Genomic DNA, 22,070 nt, shown 5'->3' with positions numbered 1-22,070 from the left:
CGTTTGCTTTGAGAGAAGCAGGTCGTTATCCGAGTGCCGGCGGTACTGTGTGGGAATGGTACCGCCGGCCGGGTGCCGCGGGTTTGTGGCCTGCTCTGTTTTTGCGGGGCCTGCGCTGGCGGGCCGCCTGCTACACGAAGGGGAAGGTGGGAGAACCGCGCACCGCGCGGCGCCGCCGGCAGCATCGGGGAAGTGGTCTGCAAGCCAGCACCCCGGCGAGTGAAAGCCTGCTGCTGCAGCCAGTCGGGTAGGTGTGGGAACCTACCGGCCGGCGGGTGCCGCGCGGGGAGCGGTTTTCGCGCGTCCGGCCGAGCCCAACCCGCTTCGTTTTATTCCGCATCCGGTACAACAGCCCTTCCCATGCCTACCACTCGCTTCCCCCTGAAACCGCTGCTGCTCACGGCCCTGGGCCTGCGCCTCGCCACCGCCGCGCTGGCCCAGCAGAAAGCTGATTATCCCATTCAGGCCGTGCCGTTTACCAAGGTGAAGCTGGCCGACAACTTCTGGCTGCCCCGGCTCAAAACCAATACCGATGTTACCATTCCAGCCTCGTTTCAGCGCTGCGAGGCCACCAACCGGGTGAAAAACTTCGAAATGGCTGCCGCCAAATCGGGCAAGTTCGCCACCACGTACCCCTTCGACGATACTGACATCTACAAGACCATCGAGGGCGCTTCGTACTCGATGCAGCTGGAGCCCGACGCCAAGCTGGATGCCTACGTGGACGAACTGATCAAGAAAGTAGCGGCTGCGCAGGAGCCCGACGGCTACCTCTACACCGCCCGTACCATCGACCCCCAGCACCCGCACGCCTGGGCCGGGAAGGAGCGGTGGGAAAAGGAGCGGGAGCTAAGCCACGAGCTCTACAACGCCGGCCACCTCTACGAGGCTGCCGTGGCGCACTACGAAGCCACCGGCAAGCGCAACCTGCTGAACATTGCCCTGAAAAACGCCGATTTAGTGTGCGCCACCTTCGGCCCCGGCAAGCGGGCCGTGGCCCCCGGCCACGAAATCGTGGAAATGGGCCTGGTGAAGCTCTACCGCGCCACCGGCCAGCCCAAGTATCTCGCCACCGCTAGGTTCTTCCTGGACCAGCGCGGGCAGTACAAGGGCTACGATGCCAAAAGCCAGGACGTATGGAAGAACGGTGCTTACTGGCAGGACCACCAGCCCGTGGTAGCTCAGAAGGAGGCCATCGGCCACGCCGTGCGCGCCGAATACCTGTATTCCGCCATGGCCGACGTGGCCGCCCTCACCGGCGACAAGCCGCTGCTGGTGGCCGTGGATACCATTTGGCAGAACATGGTGGGTAAGAAGCTGTACGTGACCGGCGGCACCGGCGCGGCCTCCGACGGGGAGCGGTTTGGCCGGAACTACGAACTGCCCAACGCCACGGCCTACAACGAAACCTGTGCCTCGGTGGCCGACGTGTACTGGCAGCAGCGCATGTGGCAGCTCCACGGCGACGCCAAATACGCCGACGTGCTGGAGAAAGTGCTCTATAACGGCCTGATTTCGGGCGTGGGGCTGGATGGCAAGTCGTTCTTCTACTCCAACGCCATGCAGGTGAAGAACTCGGCCAGCTTCAACCAAAGCGAGGCCCAGCGCTCCGGCTGGTTCGACTGCTCATGCTGCCCCACCAACCTGGCCCGCCTGTTTCCGGCCCTGCCCGGCTACGTGTACGGCCAGCAGGGCCGCGACGTGCTGGTGAATCTCTTCGTGAGCAGCACCGCCGACCTGCAGGTGGGTAAGGACAAGGTGCAGCTGGTGCAGCAGAACAACTACCCCTGGGACGGCGGCCTGCAGTTCACCGTCAACCCCGCCCGCGCCACCGACTTCAACCTGCTGGTGCGCATTCCCGGCTGGGCCCGCGGCGAAGCCCTGCCGACCAACCTCTACACCTTCGCCCAGCCCTCAGCCGCTAAGGTGGAGGTGAAAGTGAACGGCCAGCCCGTGCCCTACCAGCTGCGCAACGGCTACGCCGTGCTGCCCCGCAAGTGGCATAAGGGCGACGTGGTGACGGTGACGCTGCCGATGGAAGTGCGCCGCGTGGTGGCCAACCCCCACGTGCAGGACGACCTGGGCAAAGTGGCCCTGCAGCGCGGCCCCCTTATGTACTGCGCCGAGTGGACCGACAACCAGGGCCGCGCCAGTAACCTCATTGTGCCGCCCACGGCGCAGTTCACGGCTACTTATAAGCCCGAACTGCTCAACGGCGTCACCGCCCTCACCGCCACCGTGCCCGCCGTGCAGGTCAACGAAGCCACCAACTCCATCCAAACAGTACCGCAGACGCTGACGGCCATTCCGTACTACGCCTGGGCTAACCGTGGCAAGGGTGAAATGACGGTGTGGTTCCCGGCCAAGGTAGTGGACGTGGACCTGGTGACGCAGCCGGCTGTGCAGAAAGAAGAGAAGAAGTAACGCCGCACTGGCTGTCGTTGGTCTTGTGTGAAACAACGTCATGCTGAGCTTGTCGAAGCATCTCTACCGCTTCGTCGAACGAATCCAGACGAAGCGGTAGAGATGCTTCGACAAGCTCAGCATGGCGGGCTTCTGGTTACTACTGTTCAAATAGTCACCACCGCTCCATTATCCCTCCTTCCATGAACCGTCGAGAACTACTGAAAAGTCTGGCGCTGGCTGCTCCGGCTGCATATTTCCCGGGGGCGCTGCTGGGCCAGAGCCGGCCGGCTACTGCCGCCACGGCCCCGCGCTTTGAGCCGACCTGGGAATCCCTGGCTCAATATCAGGTGCCCGACTGGTTTCGGGATGCCAAGTTTGGGCTGTGGGCGCACTGGGGTCCGCAGTGTCAGCCGGAGTCGGGCGACTGGTACGCCCGGGGCATGTACGAGCAGGGAGGCTGGCAGTATAAGTCGCACCTGGAGCACTACGGCCACCCGTCGAAGGTCGGCTTCAAAGACATCATCCGGGAGTGGAAGGCCGAATCCTGGAATCCCGAGGAGCTGGTGGGCTTCTACCGGCAGGCCGGCGCGCAGTACTTCGTGGCCCTGGCCAACCACCACGACAACTTCGACCTCTACGACAGCCGCCACCAGCCCTGGAACTCCACCCGTCTCGGCCCGAAAAAGGACCTGGTGGGCGGCTGGGCCAAAGCGGCCAAAAAGCACGGCCTGCGCTTCGGGGTGAGCGTGCACGCCGCCCACGCCTGGAACTGGTACGACACCGCCCGCCAGGCCGACAAAACCGGCCCGTTGGCCGGCGTGCCCTACGATGGCCACCTCACCGCCGCCGAGGGCAAGGGCCAGTGGTGGGAGGGCCTCGACCCGCAGGCTCTCTACGCGCAAAACCACGCCCCCAGCGGCCCCGGCTCCATCCATCAGCAGTGGGACTGGGGCGACGGGGCCAGCAAGCCCGATGCGGCCTACTGCGAGAAGTTCTACCGGCGCACCGCCGAGCTGCTCGACAAATACGAGCCTGACCTGGTGTACTACGATGACACTGCTCTGCCGCTCTGGCCCGTCAGCGACGTGGGGCTGCGGCTGGCGGCCTACCAGTACAACACCAGCATCCGCCGGCACCGGGGGCGCAACGAAGCCGTTATTACCGGCAAAATTCTCACCGAGGCGCAGCGCCGCTGCCTGGTATGGGACATCGAGCGGGGACAGAGCCAGCAAACCGAGCCCCTGCCCTGGCAAACCTGCACCTGCCTGGGCGAGTGGCACTACAACCGCGGCGTATACGACCGGCACGGCTATAAAAGCGCCCAAACCGTGGTGCAGACGCTGGTAGACGTGGTGAGCAAAAACGGCAATCTGCTGCTGAGCGTGCCCGTGCGCGGCAACGGCACCATCGACGAGCAGGAGCGGGCCATTGTGGCCGAAATCGGGCGCTGGATGCAGGCCAACGGCGAGAGTATCTACGGCACCCGGCCCTGGGGCGTGTTCGGCGAAGGTCCGGCCCAGGCGCAGGCAGTAGCCCTCAGCGCCCAGGGCTTCAACGAGGGTAAAGGGAAAGCCTTCGGGGCGCAGGATATCCGCTTCGCCACCAAGGGCGACGTGCTGTACGCCACCGCCCTGGGCTGGCCCACCGATGGGCAGCTGTTCATCACCTCCCTGGCCACCGGCAACTCGCTCCGCCCGCAGCCAGTGCGCCGCGTAGAGCTGCTGGGAGAAGCCGGGCAGCCGCTGAGCTTCGAGCAAACGGCCCAGGGCTTGCGCGTGCAGCTGCCCGCCCAGGCCCCGGCGGCCGGGCTGGCGTACGCCTTCAAAATCACGGGGTAGGGTTGAGCTAGCGAAGGAGGAAGACCGTCATGCTGAGCTTGTCGACGCATCACTACCGAACAACGAAGCGGTAGAGATGCTTCGCGGGGCTCAGCATGACGGTCTAAAAAGGTAGGAGCTAACGGCTCCGAAATGGTCAAAGTAGGGGAAGAAATTCGCCAGCGAGTTGCGTAGTTGTGGATTTCGGCTGGAAAAACCAGTTTTTCGTGGAGCTTCCTTCCCGCCGATTTTCCACCCGCCATGTTGCCTCCTCTAGTTTCTGCCGTTGCCCATTGGGGTACTCGTTCTAACCCGTTTGCTGCCCCGGTCAGTGGCTGGCTGCGCCGGACTGCTCTTGCGGCGCTGCTGCTGCTGCTTGGGGTGGCAACGGTTGGGCCCGGCTTCGCCAAGGGTTCTAAGCCGCCCAAGACCACGGCCTACCTGTTCGTGTACTTCACCGGCAACGAGAAGAAGGAGGAGGCCATCCGCTTTGCCCTCAGCCCCGACGGCTACCACTACCGCGCCCTCAACGGCAACCGGCCCGTTATCAACTCGGCCGCCATTAGTGAAACCGGCGGCGTGCGGGACCCCCACATTCTGCGCGGGCCCGATGGGCAGTTCTACCTGGTGGCCACCGACATGGTATCGGCCAAGGGCTGGAGTTCCAACCGGGGCATGGTGCTGCTCAAGTCCAAGGACTTGGTGAACTGGACGCACAGCGCTATCAACTTCCAGCGGCGCTACAAAGGCCAGGAAAACCTGCAGCGGGTGTGGGCTCCGCAAACCATTTACGACGCGAAGGCCGGGAAGTACCTGGTGTACTTCTCCCTGAAGCACGGCGACGACCCCGACAAAATCTACTATGCCTACGCCAACAAGGATTTTACTGACCTGGAAGGTGAGCCGAAACAGCTGTTCTTTTCGCCCACCAACGGCTCCTGCATCGACGGTGACATTGTAGCCAAGGATGGCAAGTTCTACCTGTTTTTCAAAACCGAGGGCCAGGGTAACGGCATCAAAGTAGCCGTGTCGGATAAGCTGACCAGCGGCTACGTGCTGCGCGACGAGTACGTGCAGCAGACCAAGGACGCGGTGGAGGGTGCCGGCACGTTCCGGCTCAACGGCTCCGCCGACTACATCCTGATGTACGACCGGTACATGAGCGGCCAGTACCAGTTTACCCGCACCAGTGACCTGCGCACGTTTAAGGTGGTGGATGGCGAGGTGAGCATGAACTTTCACCCCCGCCACGGCACCGTGCTGCCCATCACCGAGCCGGAAGCCGCCCGCCTGGCTGCCCGCTGGCTGCCCGCTACCGAGCCGCTGCTCACGGCCCAGAACCCCGCCATCCGGCCCAACAACACCGCCGTAGATAGCGCCGCCCGTCAGGTGCGCTTCCTCGTGAAGCCGGGCACCAACCTCAAAGCCCTCGACCCGCAGTTTCGGCCCATTCCCGGCACGCAGCTCACGCCTAGCGGCCCGCAAGATTTCTCGAAAGGTCCCGTGCGCTACACCGTGCGGGTAGGGGAGCGGCCCGCCGAAACCATCACCGTGTCGGCCACCGAAACCCACAACCCCGCCCTGGGCGGCTACTTCGCCGATCCGGCCATCATCTACGCCGAGAAAACCGGTAAATTCTACCTCTACCCAACTAGTGATGGGTTTACGGGTTGGTCGGGTACTTACTTCAAGGCGTTTTCCTCTTCGGATCTAGTGAACTGGCAGGATGAAGGCGTGATTCTGGACTTGCCCAAGGACGTGAGCTGGGCTAAGAAAAACGCCTGGGCCCCGTGCATGCTGGAGCAGAAAACGGCCACCGGCTACCGCTACGCCTACTATTTCTGTGCCGCGCAGAAGATCGGGGTGGCGTTTTCGGACAGCCCCACCGGTCCGTTCAAGGACTCCGGCCAACCCTTATTGGATAAACTGCCCGAGGGCGTAAAAGGTGGCCAGCAGATCGACCCGGCCGTATTTCACGACCCGCAGAGCGGCAAAAACTACCTGTACTGGGGCAACGGCTACATGGCCGGCGCGGAACTCAGCGACGACCTAATGAGCCTGAAACCCGGTACCACCCGCGTGCTCACGCCCGACAATACCTTCCGCGAGGGCGCCCACGTGCTGTTCCGCAACAGTACCTACTACTTCATGTGGAGCGAGGACGATACCCGCAGCCCCAACTACCGGGTGCGTTACGGCACGGCCACCACGCCGCTCGGCCCCATCACCGTGCCGGCCAACAACCTGGTAGTAAGCAAGGACGCGGCCAGCGGCATCTACGGTACCGGCCACAACAGCACCATTCAAATTCCCGGCCGCGACGAGTGGTACCTGATGTATCACCGCTTCGCCTTCCCGAACGGCATTACCATGGGCGACGCCGCCGGCTACAACCGGGAGGTGTGTATCGACAAACTGGAGTTCAACCCCGACGGTAGCATCGAGCAAGTGGTGCCCACGCACGCCGGTATCCAGCCGGTAAAGATGAAATAGCCGGTCGTTTCTGCCGCTGCAACTGCCGGCTTGCCCGGTGGTCTTGGCTTTTTTTCAGTTCGATTTTTCACGCCTCCCACCCCCGCATGCCGTTCCGTTCCACCTCACTTGTTGCCGCGCTGGCGGGCGGCCTGCTGCTCGGGGCCCCGGCCGAAGCCCAGCAACGGGCTAAGCCAACAGCCCTGCAACCCGCCTTCCGTACCTGGGCGGCCACGCCGCCGCTGGGCTGGAACAGCTGGGACTGCTACGGCCCCACCGTGACCGAGGCCGAAACCAAGGCCAACGCCGACTACATGGCCCGGTACCTGCGGCCCTTCGGCTGGGAGTACGTGGTGGTGGACATCCGCTGGTACGTGGGCAACGACACCGCCCACGGCTACAACGAGCAAAACCCCGACTGGAACCTCGACCAGTACGGCCGCTTCGTGCCCGCGCCCAACCGGTTCCCCTCGGCCGCGGGCGGGCAGGGTTTCAAGCCCCTGGCTGATTATCTGCACAGCAAAGGGCTGAAGTTCGGCATCCACATCATGCGCGGGGTGCCGGTGCAGGCGGTTCTGCGCAAACTGCCCATCAAAGGCACCCAGCTCACGGCCGCCGATATTTACTCGAAAGAAGGCCAGTGCCACTGGCTGCGCGACATGTACACGGTGGTGGCCGACCGCCCCGGCGCGCAGGAGTACTACAACTCCCTGTTTGAGCTGTACGCCGGCTGGGGTCTGGATTTCGTGAAGGTCGATGACCTCTCGGAGCCCTACCACGCGGGCGAAATCGAGCTGATCCGCAAAGCCATTGACCGCACCGGCCGCCCCATCGTGCTGAGCATGTCGCCGGGAGAAACGCCCATTGCCAACGCCCCGCACGCCCAGCAGCATGCCAACATGTGGCGCACCGTGGGCGACTTCTGGGACAGCTGGGACCAGCTTAAAGAGCACTTCGAAGTGTGCCAGCGCTGGGCTCCCTACAGTCGCCCCGGCAACTGGCCCGACGCCGACATGCTGCCGCTGGGCCGCCTGGGCATCCGGGCCGAGCGGGGCGACGACCGGATGACCCGCTTCACCCGCGACGAGCAACGCACCCTGCTGACGCTCTGGAGCATGGCCCGCTCCCCGCTCATGTTCGGCGGCGACCTGCCCAGCAACGACCCGTTCACCCTCAGCCTGCTCACCAACCGGGCTGTGCTGCAGGTAAACCAGCGCAGCACCGGCGGCCGCCAGCTCTGGCGCCGCGGCGACCTGGTAGTCTGGACGGCCCAGGACCCCGCTTCCGGCGACCAGTACCTGGCCCTGTTCAATGCCCAGGACCAGCAGCCCGCCCCGGCCAGCGCCGCCGCCTGGCGCAGTGAGCTTATCACCCGCCAGCACCCGCAGCAGGAAGTAAACGTGGAGCTGAACGGGGCGAAAAAGCTCTACCTGGTAGTGCGCGACGGGGGCGACGGCTCGGCCTGGGACCACGCCGACTGGCTCAACCCCCAACTGCACCGCGGCACCGAACCCCTGCCGCTCCGCGGGCTGACCTGGCAACAGGCCACCGCCGGCTGGGGCAAAGTCAGTCCGGGCAAAAGCGTATCGGGCGGGCCGCTGCGGGTAGGGGAGCAGACGTATGCTGATGGCATCGGAACCCACGCCAACTCCATTATTGAGTACGACGTGCCGGCCGGCTGCACCCGCTTCACCGCCACCGTGGGCCTCGACCGCGCCGCCGCCGGGCAGAACACCGGCGGTACTTTTCAGGTCCTCGTGTTCACCCAGCACCCCATGCTGCCCCCGCCCGCCGATTCAGTGCGCATACCGGTAGCCCTGAAGGAGTTGGGTCTGCCCGCCGGCACCACGGCTACGGAGTTGTGGAGCGGCCAAAGCGTGGTAGTGAAAGGCGGGGAACTGGCCCCCTACGTGCGGCGGCACGGCGCGGTATTGTACCGCCTGAGTGCGCCCAAAGGTGCTCCCCGCAAAACGCCAGTCACCGGAGCAAAGCTGTAAGGAAGATGATACACACCGTATATCAACTAGGAAGTATGACGCGGAACATTGCGAAATGGCTGGTGTTGGCCGCTCTACTAGCTCCGGCCGCGGCCCGGGCCCAGCAGGCCAAACCGCCGGTTGTTCGCCAGAACCTGCCGCTGGATTCCATCCGGCTCAGTGACCCGTTTATCCTCGCTGATCAGAAAACCCACCAGTACTACATGACGGGTACCGGCGGCCTGCTCTGGAAAAGCCCCGACCTAAAGCGCTGGAGCGGCCCGTACACCGTGGCCAAACCCGACCCTGCTTCCTGGATGGGGCCGAAGCCAATGATTTGGGCGGCCGAAATTCACCCTTACAAGGGCAAGTATTACTACTTCGCCACCTTCACCAACCCGGCCATCAAAATTGACACGATGCAGGGCCAGGTGATTGAGCGCCGGGCCTGCCACGTGCTGGTCGGCAACCGGCCCGATGGTCCGTTTGTGCCGATGCGCGACGCCACCTACCTGCCCGCCACCATGCCTACCCTCGACGCGACGCTGTGGGTGGATAAGGACCAGAAATCCTACATGGTGTATTGCCACGAGTGGCTGCAGAACCAGAACGGCACCGTGGAGAAGATTGCCCTGAAGCCCGACCTGAGCGGTACCGTGGGTAAGGGGAAAGTGCTGTTTCGGGCCAGCGAAGCCCCCTGGAGCCGGGAAAACCCGCGCACCGGCCCGGTGCGCCCCAACAAGGTTACCGACGGGCCCTATCTGTTCCGCACCGGTACTGGCCGGCTGGGCATGATTTGGACCAGCTGGGTGTACGACCAATACACCCAGGGCGTAGCCTATTCCCAAAGCGGTACCTTAGATGGACCCTGGATCCAGGAAGCCGAGCCCATTACTCCGCCTAACTATGGCCACGGCATGCTATTCCGCACCTTCGACGGCAGGCTGCTGATGTCCTTGCACAGCCACCTGGATATCAACGGCCGCTACCACCGCGTGCCGCACCTGTTTGAAGTGAGCACCGCGGGCGACAAATTGGTGCTGGGTAAACCGTACCGACCATAGCCAAGTCCGTTTCCAACTTACTACCGCGTTACCAATGCGTCTGCTGTTTACCCTGGGGCTGAGTTTGCTGACGGCTGCTGTGCTGGCCCGCCCGGACGCGCCCACACCCGTGCGTGTGGGCAGTCCCAACGGTGCGGTGCAGGTCACTATTGAAGTGGATGCCCAAGGCCGGCCCACCTACGCCGTGCGCTACGGCCGCGCCGAGGTGCTACCCGCCTCGCGCCTGGGCCTGGTGCTGGCCGGCGCCGACCTCAGCCAGGGCCTCACCCTGCACAAAGTAGAGAAGGTAGAGGCCGTGACCGATGACTACCAGCTCAGCACCGATAAGCGCGCCAAATGCCGCTACCGCGCCAACCGCCGCGTGGTGCGTTTCCGGGGCCGGAGCGGCCCACAGCTGAGCGTGGTGTTCCAGGTTTCCGATGATGGCGTGGCGTTTCAGTACCTGCTCGAAGGTCCTGCCAAGGACGTGCAGCGCATCACCCGGGAGGCTACCACGTTCCGGCTGCCGGCCGGGGCCAGAGGCTGGCTGCACCCCCACGCCAAAGCCCAGACGGGTTGGGCCAAAACGCAGCCCTCGTACGAGGAATATTACCAGCGCGGTATTGCGGCCGGCACCGCGTCGCCGCTGGGGGCGGGGTGGTCGTTTCCGGCGCTGTTTCAGGCCAACGGGCACTGGCTGCTGCTCACCGAGGCCGGCATGGGCCGCACGTACTGCGGCTCCCACCTGGCCCACGAAGCGCCCAACAGCGAGTACGCCGTGGCCTTCGCTCAGCCTGCCGAGCGCACCACGTCTGAGGCGGCCGTAACGCCCGAAGGCCGCCTGCCCTGGCGCACGCCCTGGCGGGTTATCGTGCTGGGCAACTCGCTGGCGCCCATCGTCGAATCGACCTTGTCCACGGACCTGAGCGCCCCGGCGCCGGCTGCGGCCAAACTGGCCGAAGGGGGCAAGGCCTCATGGTCGTGGGTGCTGCTGGGGGATAAGAACACCACCTACGAGGTGCAGCGCCGCTTTATCGACTACGCCGCGGGCATGGGCTGGCGCTACTGCCTGGTGGATGCGCTGTGGGACACCCAGATCGGCTACGACAAGATGCAGGAGCTGGCCCGGTACGCCCGCAGCAAAAATGTGGGTTTGCTGGTGTGGTACAACTCCAACGGCAGCTGGAACGAGGCCCCGCAGACGCCCAGGAACATCCTTTTCAACCCCGAAACGCGCCGCCGGGAGCTTGCCCGCATCAAGCAGATGGGCATTGCCGGGGTCAAAATCGACTTTTTCGGCGGCGACGGGCAGTCGTTTATGAACTACTACCAGGATTTGCTGACCGATGCCGCCGCGGCCGGGCTGCTGGTAAATTTTCACGGCACCACCATCCCGCGCGGCTGGCAGCGCACCTACCCCAACCTGATGACCATGGAGGCCGTGCGCGGCTTCGAGTTCCTGACCTTCGACCAGCAGAACACCGACCAGGAAGCCACCCACTGCGCCACCTTGCCCTTCACCCGCAACGCCGTGGGCCCGATGGACTTCACGCCGGTGTGCTTCTCGGAAATTCCCGGCAAGCAGCGCCGCACCTCCAATGCGTTTGAATTGGCTTTGTCGGTGCTGTTTCAGTCGGGTATTCAACATTACGCCGAAACCGACGAGGGAATGGCCCGGCAGCCGGCCTACGTGCAGAATTTTCTGCGCCAGCTGCCCGCCGGCTGGGCTGATGTGAAGCTGCTCGACGGCTTCCCCGGCGAGTACGCCGTGCTGGCCCGCCAGGCCCCCGACGGCCGCTGGTATGTGGCCGGCATCAACGCCACCGACCATCCCCACGAGCTAACCCTCGACCTTGCCAAGCTGGGTCTGAAAGCCGGTACGCTCATCCTCGATGGCGAAACCAACCGCCAATTTGCCACTCGCTCCCTCAGCGGCCCCACGCTGCGCCTGACCCTGCCGGCGCGGGGCGGCTTCGTGGTGCAGCCGTAGTGCCTCACCCCCCGGCCCCCTCTCCAGGGGGAGAGGGGGAGCCTGACGTTATTAAATGCAGAAAGTTGGCAGAGTGCACAGACGGTGCCACTTGCTGATAAACAGAAACTTAACGAAACCCGAACCGCGCCGCCGTGGCTCCCCCTCTCCACCCGGAGAGGGGGCCGGGGGGTGAGGCCCCAACTACCCACTCTATGACCAGTTTCCCTGCCTGCCTGCTTGGTGCCGCCCTGCTGCTGACGCTGCCCACCGGCTGCGCGTCCTCGAAAACTGCGGCGGCTTCCAGCACCACCGCGCCCCAGCCCAGGAAAGCCGACGTGCTGGCCCTGATTACCAAGGTGAATGACCACTGGCAGGCTGCGCACCCGCCGCAGGAGCGGGCGTTCTGGGATGTGGCCGCCTACCACACCGGCAACATGGCCGCCTACGCCGCCACCAAAAACGAGAAGTACCGCCAGTACTCCGAGGACTGGGCCGTGCACAACCAGTGGAAGGGCGCCACCTCCGACGACAAGGCCCGCTGGCAGTACAAGCCCTACGGCGAGGCCCCGGAGTTCGTGCTCTTCGGCGACTGGCAAATCTGCTTCCAGACCTACGCCGACCTCTACGCCCTCAAGCCCGAGCCCCAGCGCATTGCCCGGGCCCGCGAGGTGATGGAGTACCAGATGAGTACCGACAAAACCGACTACTGGTGGTGGGTGGACGGCCTCTATATGGTGATGCCGGTGATGACCAAGCTGCACAAAGCCACCGGCAACCCGCTGTATCTGCAGAAGCTGCACGAGTACTTCAGCTACACCAACGGCCTCATCTTTGACGCCGAAACCGGCCTGTACTACCGCGACGCCAAGTACGTGTACCCCCAGCACAAATCGGTGAACGGGAAGAAGGACTTCTGGGCCCGCGGCGACGGGTGGGTGTTTGCCGGCCTGGCCCGGGTGCTGCAGGACTTACCCCAGAACGACCCGCACCGCGCCGAGTACCTGAGCAAGTTCCGCGGTCTGGCCGCCGCCCTTAAAGCCGCTCAGCAGCCCGAGGGCTACTGGACGCGCAGCCTGCTGGACCCTACCCACGCCCCCGGCCCCGAAACCAGCGGCACTGCCTTCAACACCTTTGCCTACCTCTGGGGCATCAACCACGGCGTGCTGAGCAAGAAGGAGTACCTGCCCACCGCTATGAAAGGCTGGCAGTACCTCACCACCACGGCCCTGCAGCCCGACGGCGCCATCGGCTACGTGCAGCCCATTGGCGAAAAAGCCATTCCTGGACAGGTAGTGAACCAGAACTCCACCTCCAACTTTGGGGTGGGGGCTTTCCTGCTGGCAGCCAGCGAAATGGCCCGCTACGCTGATAAATAAATTGCGGGCCGGCGCAACCAACCCTCGGTTGGCAACTCTTTTTCCGTTGTTTCTTCTTTTCTCCGCACTGTGTTTTCTACCTCTTCTTACCGCGCCCTGCTGGGCCTGACGCTGGGCGCCGGGCTTCTCTTTACCGCTCAGGCTACCCAGGCCCAAGTTCGCCGCGAATACCTGCTCACTACCGACTGGCGCTTCACCAAGGGCGACCAGCCCGACGCGGCCAACCCCAAGTTCAACGACGCCAGGTGGCAGCGCGTGCAGGTACCCCACGACTGGGCCATTTACGGCCCCTTCGATGGCAACAACGACCTGCAAACGGTGCAGATTGAGCAGAACCAGGAGAAGCAGGCCACCCAGAAATCGGGGCGCACGGGCGGGCTGCCGTTCATCGGCACGGGCTGGTACCGACGCAAGCTGGAGGTGCCGGGCTTCGGGGCCGGGCAGCGCGCCGTGCTGGTGTTCGATGGGGCCATGAGTGACGCCCACGTGTTCATGAACGGCAAGGAAGTGGCTACCTGGGCCTACGGCTACAACTCCTTCAGCGTCGACATCACCGAAGCCATCCAACCCGGCAAGGACAACATACTGGCCGTGCGCCTGCAGAACTTGCCGGAACAGTCGCGCTGGTACCCCGGCGCGGGCCTGTACCGCAACGTGCACCTCATTGTGACGCCCGAGGTGCACATTCCGGTGTGGGGCACCTACCTCACTACCCCCGACGTGACGGCCGATTACGCCCGGGTAAAACTCACCACCGAAATTGCCGTGCCCGACGGCCGTGTAGTTGGTCGCGAAGGCGCCAAAATCAGCGTAAGAGGCAGCCGGGATGAGCACATTGGCCGGGGCGCCCTGCGCAACGCCCTGTTCCTGCGCCTCGACACCGAGTTGCAGGACGCCAGCGGCCGGGTGGTAGCCAGCAGTAGCACCCCGCTGGAAAGCGGCCTGCCCACCTGCGAGCAGGCCTTCACCGTGGTACAACCCCGGCTCTGGAGCCCGGAAACGCCCACGCTCTACACGGCCGTTTCGCGGCTCTACGTGAAAGAGGCGGAGGCCGACACCACCTACCGGCTGGCCGATGAGTACCGCACGCCCTTCGGTATCCGCTCCTTTAAGTTCGAGGCGGGCAAGGGCTTCTCCCTGAATGGGCAGCCGCGCAAGTTCAAGGGCGTGTGCAACCACCACGATTTAGGCCCGCTGGGCACGGCCATCAACGTGGCCGCTTTGCGCCGGCAGATTACCCTGCTGAAGGACATGGGCTGCGACGCCATTCGGACCTCGCACAACATGCCCGCCCCGGAGCTGGTGCAGCTCTGCGACGAAATGGGCATCATGCTCATGCTGGAATCCTTCGACGAGTGGAAAACGCCCAAGGTGAAGAACGGCTACAACCGTCTGTTTGATGAGTGGGCCGAAAAGGACCTGGTGAACCTGGTGCGCCACTACCGCAACAACCCCTCGGTTATCATGTGGAGCATCGGCAACGAGGTGCCCGATCAGAGCATGCCCGGCGGCGGCAAGCTGCTCAAGCGCCTGCAGGACGTGGTGCACCGCGAGGACCCCACCCGCCCCGTGACCATGGGCATGGACCGCATCGACGACGCCATCAAAAACAACTTCGCGGCGGTGCTCGACATTGCGGGCTTCAACTACAAGCCCCACCGCTACCCCGAGGCCCAGGCCAAGCTACCCCAGGGCGTATTGCTGGGCTCCGAAACGGCCTCCACGGTGAGCAGCCGGGGCGTGTACAAATTCCCGGTAGAAAAGGCCAAGCAGAAGAAGTACCCCGACAACCAGTCGTCGTCGTACGACCTGGAAGCCTGCGTCTGGTCGCAGACGCCGGACGAGGAGTTCGTGCAGCAGGACGATTTGCCCTACGTAGCCGGCGAGTTCGTGTGGACGGGCTTCGACTACCTCGGGGAGCCGACTCCTTATGATGAGGTGTGGCCCTCGCACAGTTCCTACTTTGGTATTCTGGACCTGGCCGGCCTGCCCAAGGACCGGTTCTACCTGTACCGCGCCAAGTGGAACACGGCTGCGCCCACGCTTCACCTGCTGCCGCACTGGACCTGGCCCGGCCGCGAAGGTCAGACCACGCCCGTGTACGCCTACACCAACTACCCCTCGGCCGAGCTGTTCGTGAACGGCGTAAGCCAGGGCCGGCAGACCAAAGCCACCTCCGCCCAACCTCAGACGCGCTACCGCCTGATGTGGAACGACGTGAAGTACCAGCCCGGCTCCATCAAAGTAGTGGCCTACGACGCCGCCGGCAAAGCGGTGGCCGAGGAGGAAGTGCGCACCGCCGGCCAGCCCCACCATATCCGCCTGGCAGCCGACCGCATTTCCCTCACCGCCGACGGCCAGGACCTGGCCTACGTGACGGCCCGCGTGGAGGACGCTCAGGGCAACCTCTGCCCCGACGCCACCAACGAGCTGCAGATGGAGGTGAAGGGAGCCGGCCGCTTCCGGGCCGTAGCCAACGGCGACGCCACCAGCCTAGAGCTGTTCCATCAGCCCCACATGCACGCCTTCCACGGCCAGCTCGTGGCCACCGTCCAAACCACCGATAAGGACGGTCCGCTGACGCTGAAGGTTTCCGGCAAAGGGCTGAAGCCAGCTACCGTACAGCTGCAGTCGGCAGCCGTTGCGGCGAAGTAGCGGGGCAAATTCTCCTGTCATCCTAAGCAAAGCGAAGGACCTTATCACGCTGGAACGACTTGTTCTGGCATGATAAGGTCCTTCGCTTTGCTGCACAAGTATGGTTAACGACGTTTGCCAGCCGGAACAGTCAGGCCTTCCGAGGTCATTTGCACGCGCTGCAGGGTGCCGTCCTTGTTGTAGTGTAGCCGGTCGATGCACACGGAGCGGTGGAAGCTGCTGCCGTGCGTGTTGATGCTGCCGTTGTGGTAGATGAAATACCACTCGTCCCGGAACTCGATAATGGACTGGTGGTTGGTGTTGGAGTTGCCGGCCACTTCGTTGAGGATGCCTTTGTATTCCCAGGGGCCTTCCAGGCTGCGGCTCATGGCATAGGCAATCTTCTCGGGGAAGCCGGTGGCGTAGCTCAGGTAGTACCAGCCCTTGCGGTAGTGCAGCCAGGGCGCCTCCGTGAACTGCGGCAGCGTGGTAATGGCGTGGATGGGCCCGTCCAGCTCCGTCATGTTGGGCTTCAGCTTGGCCCAGTAGCACACGGTGTTGCCCCAGTACAGGTAGGCCTGGCCCTGGCTGTCGATGAACACCGTGGGGTCGATGTCGTCCCAGGTGATGTTGGTGTCCCGAGTCATGTCGTTGGTGATGAGGGCCGAGCCGCGGGCGTCCCAGAAGGGGCCGGTGGGGCTGTCGGCCACGGCCACCCCGATGGCCTTGCCGTTGCTGCTGCCGTGCTCCACGGCCGCGTACCAGTAGTATTTGCCACCCCGCTCCACCACCTGCGAGGCCCAGGCATCGGCCTTGGCCCAACTGAAGGCCTGCACGCTCAGGGGCGAAGGGTGCTCCGTCCAGTGCAGCATATCGGTGGAGGAGTAGCACAGCCACTGCTTCATGTAGTACCACTCCTTGCCGGGCGGCGGGTCGTCGTGGCCGGTGTAGAGGTACACCGTGTTGCCCACCACCAGCGCGGCCGGGTCGGCGGTGTACTTGTCCCGGATGATGGGGTTGCCGAACACGGGCAGCGGCGTGGGCTGGGTCACGTTTACCGGCTGGTCGGGGTTGCCGGTGGAGGGCGCCTGGGCCAGCGCGGTGGTGCCGGCCAATAGGCCGCCGAGGAGGATGCCCAGCCGGGAGAGTGGGAGTTGCATAGGAAAGAAGCAGGAGGTGGAAGGGAAGTAGCCCAAAGTACGCCGGCCCGCCGCCAGACCAGGGTGGGGGAGTTGGTCAACTGCGCGGGGCAGAATCGGCGGTGCCTTTCTGAGGGAACAGCTTCGTGAACTTCATCTGTCATCCTGAGCAGCGCGCAGGACCTTATCCCGTTGCACCGATTTGTGCTGACGAGGTAAGGTCCTGCACGCTGCTCAGGATGACAGTTTATGGGTGTTTCAGCCTCCTGAGGCCCAACCGCCAAAAGCCTCCCGACACCCCAACTGGCTAGCCCAGTACCCAAAACCACCGGCTTTCCAGGGTTGCGGGTATGCCGGGAAACCCACTGGCCCTGACGGACCTGACGAATCTGCCCCCCGCTTTCTGCGGAATTACCCCCGCGCCGGGGCCGCTCGGTCTGCTAGTATTGCTGAAGGGTTTTTGACGCTTGGTCCGCACCTTGGGCCTGGCGCTCCGCTTCCGCCTCTCCACCCGCTTACTATGCTCCATTCCCGCTTCCTGACCGCCCTTCTCGTCCTGGGCAGTGGCCTGGCTTCCGCCCAGACCGCCGCCCCCAACGAGTGGGAAAACCCGCAGCTCATTGAAGAGCACAAGGAAAAGCCCCGCGCCTCCTTCATGCTCTTTGACAAGGCGGCTGATGTGGCTGCCAACGACTACACCCGCTCCAGCTACTTCCAGAGCCTGAACGGCACCTGGAAATTTCACTACGCCCCGCGCCCCGCCGAGCGGCCCACCGACTTCGCCCCGGCCAGCTTCAACGATGCCGGCTGGAAGACCATTCCGGTGCCTTCAAGCTGGGAGGTACAGGGCTTCGGCACCCCCATCTACACCAACATCACCTACCCGTTCCCGCGCAACGCACCCTTCATCGACGGGCGCGACAACCCGGTGGGCACCTACCGCCGCTCGTTTACGGTGCCGGCCGGCTGGGCCGGGCGCGAGGTGCTGCTGCACTTCGGTTCCATTTCGGGCTACGCGGTGGTGTATGTGAACGGGCAGCGCGTGGGCATGAGCAAGGTGGCCAAGTCGCCGGCCGAGTTCGATATTACCCAATACCTGAAGCCCGGCGACAACCAGCTGGCCGTGCAGGTGCTGCGCTGGCACGACGGCAGCTACCTAGAAGACCAGGACTTCTGGCGCCTCTCCGGCATCGACCGGGACGTGTACCTGACCTCATTGCCCCAGCAAACCATCTGGGACGTTTTCACCCACGCCGACCTCGACCCCAGCTACCAGCACGGCCAGTTCGCGGCCGATGTGACGGTGCGCCAGTTCCAGGGCTCGGCCGCGCCGGCTAAGCTGCTGGTGGAAGTGCTGGACCCGGCCGGTAAAACGGTGCTGCGCCAGCAGCAGCCGGTGCCCGCCGCCTCAGGGGCCGGGCAGCAGACGGTGAAGTTCAGCGGCGGTAGCATCCGGAACGTGCGGCCGTGGTCGGGCGAGACGCCTACGCTCTACCAGTGCCGCTTCACCTTACAGGACGCCAGCGGTAACACACTGGCCCAGACGGGCACGCGGGTGGGTTTCCGCAAGGTCGAAATCAAGAACGCCCAGCTGCTGGTGAACGGCCGGCCCATTGAGGTGCACGGCGTGAACCGCCACGAGCTGGAGCCCACCACCGGCCGGGTGGTAACGGAGGCCGGCATGCGCCGCGACTTAGAGCTGATGCGCCAGTTCAACATCAACGCCATCCGCACCTCGCACTACCCCAACGACGAGCGGTTCTACCAGCTCTGCGACGAGCTGGGCTTCTACTTGGTGGACGAGGCCAACATCGAAACCCACGGCTACGGGGCCGAGCTGCAGGGCGGCTTCGATAAAACCCAGCACCCGGCCTACCGCCCCGAGTGGGCCGCCGCTCACCTGGACCGCATCGAGCGGCTGATGGAGCGCGACAAAAACCACCCTTCGGTCATCATCTGGAGCCTGGGCAACGAGTGCGGCAACGGGCCCGTGTTTCACGACGCCTACAAGTGGCTGAAGCAGCGCGACCCCTCGCGCCCGGTGCAGTTTGAGCAGGCCGGCGAAAACGAGAATACCGACATTGTATGCCCCATGTACCCCGGTATGGAGTCGATGCGCCGCTACGCTGCGGCCACCGATAAAACCCGGCCCTACATCATGTGCGAGTACTCGCACGCCATGGGCAACAGCTCGGGCAACTTCCAGGAATACTGGGACCTGATTCGCAGCAAGCCCCACATGCAGGGCGGCTTTATCTGGGACTGGGTCGACCAGGGCCTGCTGACCCGGACCACCGACGGCCGCCCGTTCTACGCCTACGGCGGCGACTTGGGCGGCTACTACCGCCAGAACGACGAGAACTTCTGCGCCAACGGCCTCGTGGCCGCCGACCGCACCCCGCACCCCGGCCTCTACGAGGTGAAAAAGGTGTACCAGGATATCCGCTTCAGCGCTGCCCAGCCCGCCTCGGGCCGCCTGACGGTGCGCAACGGCTTCACCTTCCGCAACCTCGACGGCTACAACTTCCGCTGGGAGCTGCTGCGCAACGGCGTGGCGACGAAGACGGGCAGCTTTGAGGTGAAAAAGCTGGCGGCCGGCCAGCAAAAGGAAGTGCCCCTGCCGCTGCCCACCCTGAAAGCCGAGCCCGGCGCCGAGTACGTGCTCAACGTGTTTGCCACCACCAAAACCGCCCAGCCTTTGCTGCCCGCTGGCCACGAGGTAGCCCGGGAGCAGTTCCGTCTCACGCCCGCCGCCACGTACTTCGCCGCCGCGCCGGCTTCGGCTGCCGGTACCCTGGACGTGAAGCGCGACGGCGACAAGCTGACCTTCACGGCCGGCGACGTGCGCGGCGAGTTCAACACCAAGCAGGGCCGCCTGACGGATTACCGCCTGAAAAGTCAGTGGGTTATCGGGGGCTACCCGGAGCCGTATTTCTGGCGCGCCCCCACCGATAACGACTTCGGCAGTGGCATGCCCCAGAATCTGAGTGCCTGGCGCTCGGCCCACGCCGCCCGCAAGGTGCAGCGCGTGACGATAGGGGAGCAGTCGGCCGCTGGCCTGCCCATTAAGGTGGAGTACCAGCTAACCGACATCAACGTGCCCTACACCGTGGACTACCTCATTGGCCCCGATGGTGCCATTCAGGTGACGGCGGCCATTGACCTGGCGGGTCGGGAACTGCCCGAGCTGCCCCGCTTCGGGATGCGCCTGGAGGTGCCCCATCAGTTTGGCCGGGTGCAGTACTACGGCCGCGGCCCCTGGGAAAACTACGCCGACCGCAACACCACTACTTTCTTGGGTGTGTACCAGGATTCGGTAGCCCGCACGCTGACCAGCAACTACATCCGTCCTCAGGAATACGGCTACCATACCGATATGCGCTGGCTTACCCTGACGGATGCGGCCGGCCGTGGCCTGCGGGTGGAAGCGGCCGGCCAACCCCTGAGTTTTAGCGCCCTGCCCGTGCGCACCGAGGACCTGGACCCCGGCCTGAGCAAAAAGCAGCAGCACCCCACCGACATCAAGCTGCGCGACCATACCACCCTGCACATCGACCTGGCCCAGCGCGGTGTGGGCGGCGACAACAGCTGGGGCGCCCTGCCCCACGAGGCCTACCGCCTCACCGCCAAGCAGTACCGCTACAGCTACACCCTGCGCCTGCTCGACGCCCCGAAACCCAGCCCGAGCGTCGGCCGCCGGTAAGGCCTCACCCCCCGGCCCCCTCTCCAGGCGGAGAGGGGGAGCCAGGCGTCCACTGCGGCAGCTGGATTTCCGCCTCAGTTGCGCACTGGGCATCAACATCAAATAGCTAAATAGCCCGTTCCACGTCCGCATCGTTGCTGACCTCTGGCTCCCCCTCTCCCCCTGGAGAGGGGGCCGGGGGGTGAGGCAACTTCCCACCCCATGCATCACCCCACCCGTCTGCTGCTTGCTCTGCTCACGATCTGTCTGCTGACGGTAGCGGCTTCGGCCCAAACGCCGGTTGGCCTGGGCTGGGCGAAGAACAACGTGAACGGGGCCGTTTTCCGCAAGAACTCGGTGGTGACGCATAAGCGGGAGCAGTACACGGCCTACTATGATTCGTTGGGCTACGTGGTGCTGGCCAAGCGCCGCCTGCCCGCCGGAGCCTGGCAAACGCAACGCACGCCCTACCAGGGCAATGTGAAGGATGCCCACAACGTCATCAGCCTGATGGTGGACGGCGCGGGCTTCGTGCATCTTTCCTTCGACCATCACAATAACCCGCTGCGCTACTGCCGCGGCAAGGCGGCCGGCTCCCTGGAAATGGGCCCGCTGGAGCCCATGCTCGGCACCCGCGAGCAGAAGGTGACTTACCCCGAGTTCCACCGCTTCCCCAGCGGCGACCTGCTGTTTCTGTACCGCGACGGGGGCTCGGGCAACGGCAACCTGGTGCTGAACCGCTACGAGCTGAAAACCCGCCGCTGGACCCGTCTGCACGATGTGCTGATTGATGGGGAAGGCCAGCGCAACGCCTACTGGCAGGCCTGTATCGACGCCCGCGGCACCATTCACGTGTCGTGGGTGTGGCGGGAGTCGCCCGACGTGGCCTCCAACCACGATATGGCCTACGCCCGCTCCCAGGATGGTGGCCGCAGTTGGCAGCGCAGCACCGGCGAGGCCTACCAGCTGCCTATCACCGCCGCCTCGGCCGAGTACGCGGCCCGCATTCCGCAGAACAGTGAGCTGATCAACCAGACCAGCATCACCGCCGACGCGGCCGGGCAGCCCTACATAGCCACCTACTGGCGGCCCCAGGGCACGCAGGTGCCGCAGTATCAGCTGATTTACCTCGACGGCCGAAGCTGGAAAACCACGCAGATTTCCCAGCGCACCACGCCGTTCAGCCTGAGCGGGGCCGGTACCAAGAAGATTCCCATTGCCCGCCCCCAGCTGCTGGTAACCAGCCAGAAAGGCCGCCCCGCCGCCTACCTCGTCTTCCGCGACGCCGAGCGCCAGGACCGGGCCTCGGTGGCCGCCTGCGCCGACCTGCGCCAGCCGCAGTGGCGCGTGACGGACCTGACCACCACCAGCGTGGGCAACTGGGAGCCGAGCTACGACACCGAACGGTGGCGGCGCGACGGGGTGCTGAGCCTCTTCGTGCAGCGCACCGGCCAAGGCGACGGGGAGCGGCTGGAAAATCTGCCGGCCCAGCCCGTGTACATCCTGGAGTGGCAGCCGACCAAGGACGCCACCACCCAGCCGTAAACTGCCGC

11 protein-coding genes are annotated in these 22,070 nt (G+C 64.6%); 10 read left to right on the top strand and 1 reads right to left on the bottom strand.

What is annotated here, in order from left to right; genetic code table 11:
* The first annotated feature begins 360 nt into the window (after nucleotides 1-360).
* From ACN19L_RS06300 to galB, 8 genes are all read left to right on the top strand, one after another.
* Nucleotides 361-2,424 carry a glycoside hydrolase family 127 protein gene (locus tag ACN19L_RS06300; RefSeq protein WP_426492681.1) on the top strand — a complete coding sequence of 688 codons (2,064 nt, stop codon included), beginning with the start codon at nucleotides 361-363 and terminating at the stop codon, nucleotides 2,422-2,424.
* A gap of 182 nt (nucleotides 2,425-2,606) precedes the next feature.
* On the top strand, nucleotides 2,607-4,244 hold the full coding sequence (locus ACN19L_RS06295) for an alpha-L-fucosidase (RefSeq protein ID WP_426492680.1): 1,638 nt from the start codon (nucleotides 2,607-2,609) through the stop codon (nucleotides 4,242-4,244).
* Nucleotides 4,245-4,484: 240 nt separating this feature from the next.
* The gene (locus ACN19L_RS06290; RefSeq protein ID WP_426492679.1) at nucleotides 4,485-6,716 is read left to right on the top strand and encodes a family 43 glycosylhydrolase; all 2,232 of its coding nucleotides are present in this window, start codon (nucleotides 4,485-4,487) and stop codon (nucleotides 6,714-6,716) included.
* Nucleotides 6,717-6,802: 86 nt separating this feature from the next.
* The gene (locus ACN19L_RS06285; protein ID WP_426492678.1) at nucleotides 6,803-8,692 is read left to right on the top strand and encodes an NPCBM/NEW2 domain-containing protein; all 1,890 of its coding nucleotides are present in this window, start codon (nucleotides 6,803-6,805) and stop codon (nucleotides 8,690-8,692) included.
* Between the two features lie 35 nt (nucleotides 8,693-8,727).
* On the top strand, nucleotides 8,728-9,735 hold the full coding sequence (locus tag ACN19L_RS06280; RefSeq protein ID WP_426492677.1) for a glycoside hydrolase family 43 protein: 1,008 nt from the start codon (nucleotides 8,728-8,730) through the stop codon (nucleotides 9,733-9,735).
* Between the two features lie 34 nt (nucleotides 9,736-9,769).
* Nucleotides 9,770-11,704 (top strand): glycoside hydrolase family 97 catalytic domain-containing protein, encoded by a 1,935-nt coding sequence (locus tag ACN19L_RS06275; protein ID WP_426492676.1) that lies wholly within the window; start codon nucleotides 9,770-9,772, stop codon nucleotides 11,702-11,704.
* A gap of 194 nt (nucleotides 11,705-11,898) precedes the next feature.
* On the top strand, nucleotides 11,899-13,062 hold the full coding sequence (locus ACN19L_RS06270; protein WP_426492675.1) for a glycoside hydrolase family 88/105 protein: 1,164 nt from the start codon (nucleotides 11,899-11,901) through the stop codon (nucleotides 13,060-13,062).
* Between the two features lie 69 nt (nucleotides 13,063-13,131).
* Nucleotides 13,132-15,717: a beta-galactosidase GalB gene (galB, locus tag ACN19L_RS06265; protein WP_426492674.1), complete on the top strand. Its 2,586-nt coding sequence runs from the start codon at nucleotides 13,132-13,134 to the stop codon at nucleotides 15,715-15,717.
* A gap of 104 nt (nucleotides 15,718-15,821) precedes the next feature.
* Here the strand turns inward: galB and ACN19L_RS06260 are convergent, their stop codons facing one another.
* A complete protein-coding gene (locus tag ACN19L_RS06260; protein ID WP_426492673.1) occupies nucleotides 15,822-16,856 on the bottom strand; it encodes a glycoside hydrolase family 43 protein in 1,035 nt (344 codons plus the stop codon).
* A gap of 499 nt (nucleotides 16,857-17,355) precedes the next feature.
* On the opposite strand from ACN19L_RS06260, the gene ACN19L_RS06255 reads away from it, so the two are divergent.
* Nucleotides 17,356-20,538, top strand: a complete 3,183-nt coding sequence (locus ACN19L_RS06255; RefSeq protein WP_426492672.1) for a glycoside hydrolase family 2 TIM barrel-domain containing protein — start codon at nucleotides 17,356-17,358, stop codon at nucleotides 20,536-20,538.
* Nucleotides 20,539-20,739: 201 nt separating this feature from the next.
* Nucleotides 20,740-22,062 carry a BNR repeat-containing protein gene (locus ACN19L_RS06250; RefSeq protein ID WP_426492671.1) on the top strand — a complete coding sequence of 441 codons (1,323 nt, stop codon included), beginning with the start codon at nucleotides 20,740-20,742 and terminating at the stop codon, nucleotides 22,060-22,062.
* The last annotated feature ends 8 nt before the right edge of the window (nucleotides 22,063-22,070 follow it).

Origin of the sequence: Hymenobacter sp. 102 (assembly GCF_049949205.1) — a bacterium.
Classification (GTDB): Bacteria; Bacteroidota; Bacteroidia; order Cytophagales; family Hymenobacteraceae; genus Hymenobacter.
This window is presented reverse-complemented; position numbering and strand designations above follow the sequence as displayed.

Excerpts from the sequence above, each read along its gene's own strand:
- ACN19L_RS06255 (WP_426492672.1), top strand. The coding sequence starts at position 17,356 with ATGCTCCATTCCCGCTTCCTGACCGCCCTTCTCGTCCTGGGCAGTGGC.
- ACN19L_RS06280 (WP_426492677.1), top strand. The coding sequence starts at position 8,728 with ATGACGCGGAACATTGCGAAATGGCTGGTGTTGGCCGCTCTACTAGCT.
- ACN19L_RS06250 (WP_426492671.1), top strand. The coding sequence starts at position 20,740 with ATGCATCACCCCACCCGTCTGCTGCTTGCTCTGCTCACGATCTGTCTG.
- ACN19L_RS06295 (WP_426492680.1), top strand. The coding sequence starts at position 2,607 with ATGAACCGTCGAGAACTACTGAAAAGTCTGGCGCTGGCTGCTCCGGCT.
- ACN19L_RS06275 (WP_426492676.1), top strand. The coding sequence starts at position 9,770 with ATGCGTCTGCTGTTTACCCTGGGGCTGAGTTTGCTGACGGCTGCTGTG.
- ACN19L_RS06270 (WP_426492675.1), top strand. The coding sequence starts at position 11,899 with ATGACCAGTTTCCCTGCCTGCCTGCTTGGTGCCGCCCTGCTGCTGACG.
- ACN19L_RS06290 (WP_426492679.1), top strand. The coding sequence starts at position 4,485 with ATGTTGCCTCCTCTAGTTTCTGCCGTTGCCCATTGGGGTACTCGTTCT.
- ACN19L_RS06285 (WP_426492678.1), top strand. The coding sequence starts at position 6,803 with ATGCCGTTCCGTTCCACCTCACTTGTTGCCGCGCTGGCGGGCGGCCTG.
- ACN19L_RS06260 (WP_426492673.1), bottom strand. The coding sequence starts at position 16,856 with ATGCAACTCCCACTCTCCCGGCTGGGCATCCTCCTCGGCGGCCTATTG.
- ACN19L_RS06300 (WP_426492681.1), top strand. The coding sequence starts at position 361 with ATGCCTACCACTCGCTTCCCCCTGAAACCGCTGCTGCTCACGGCCCTG.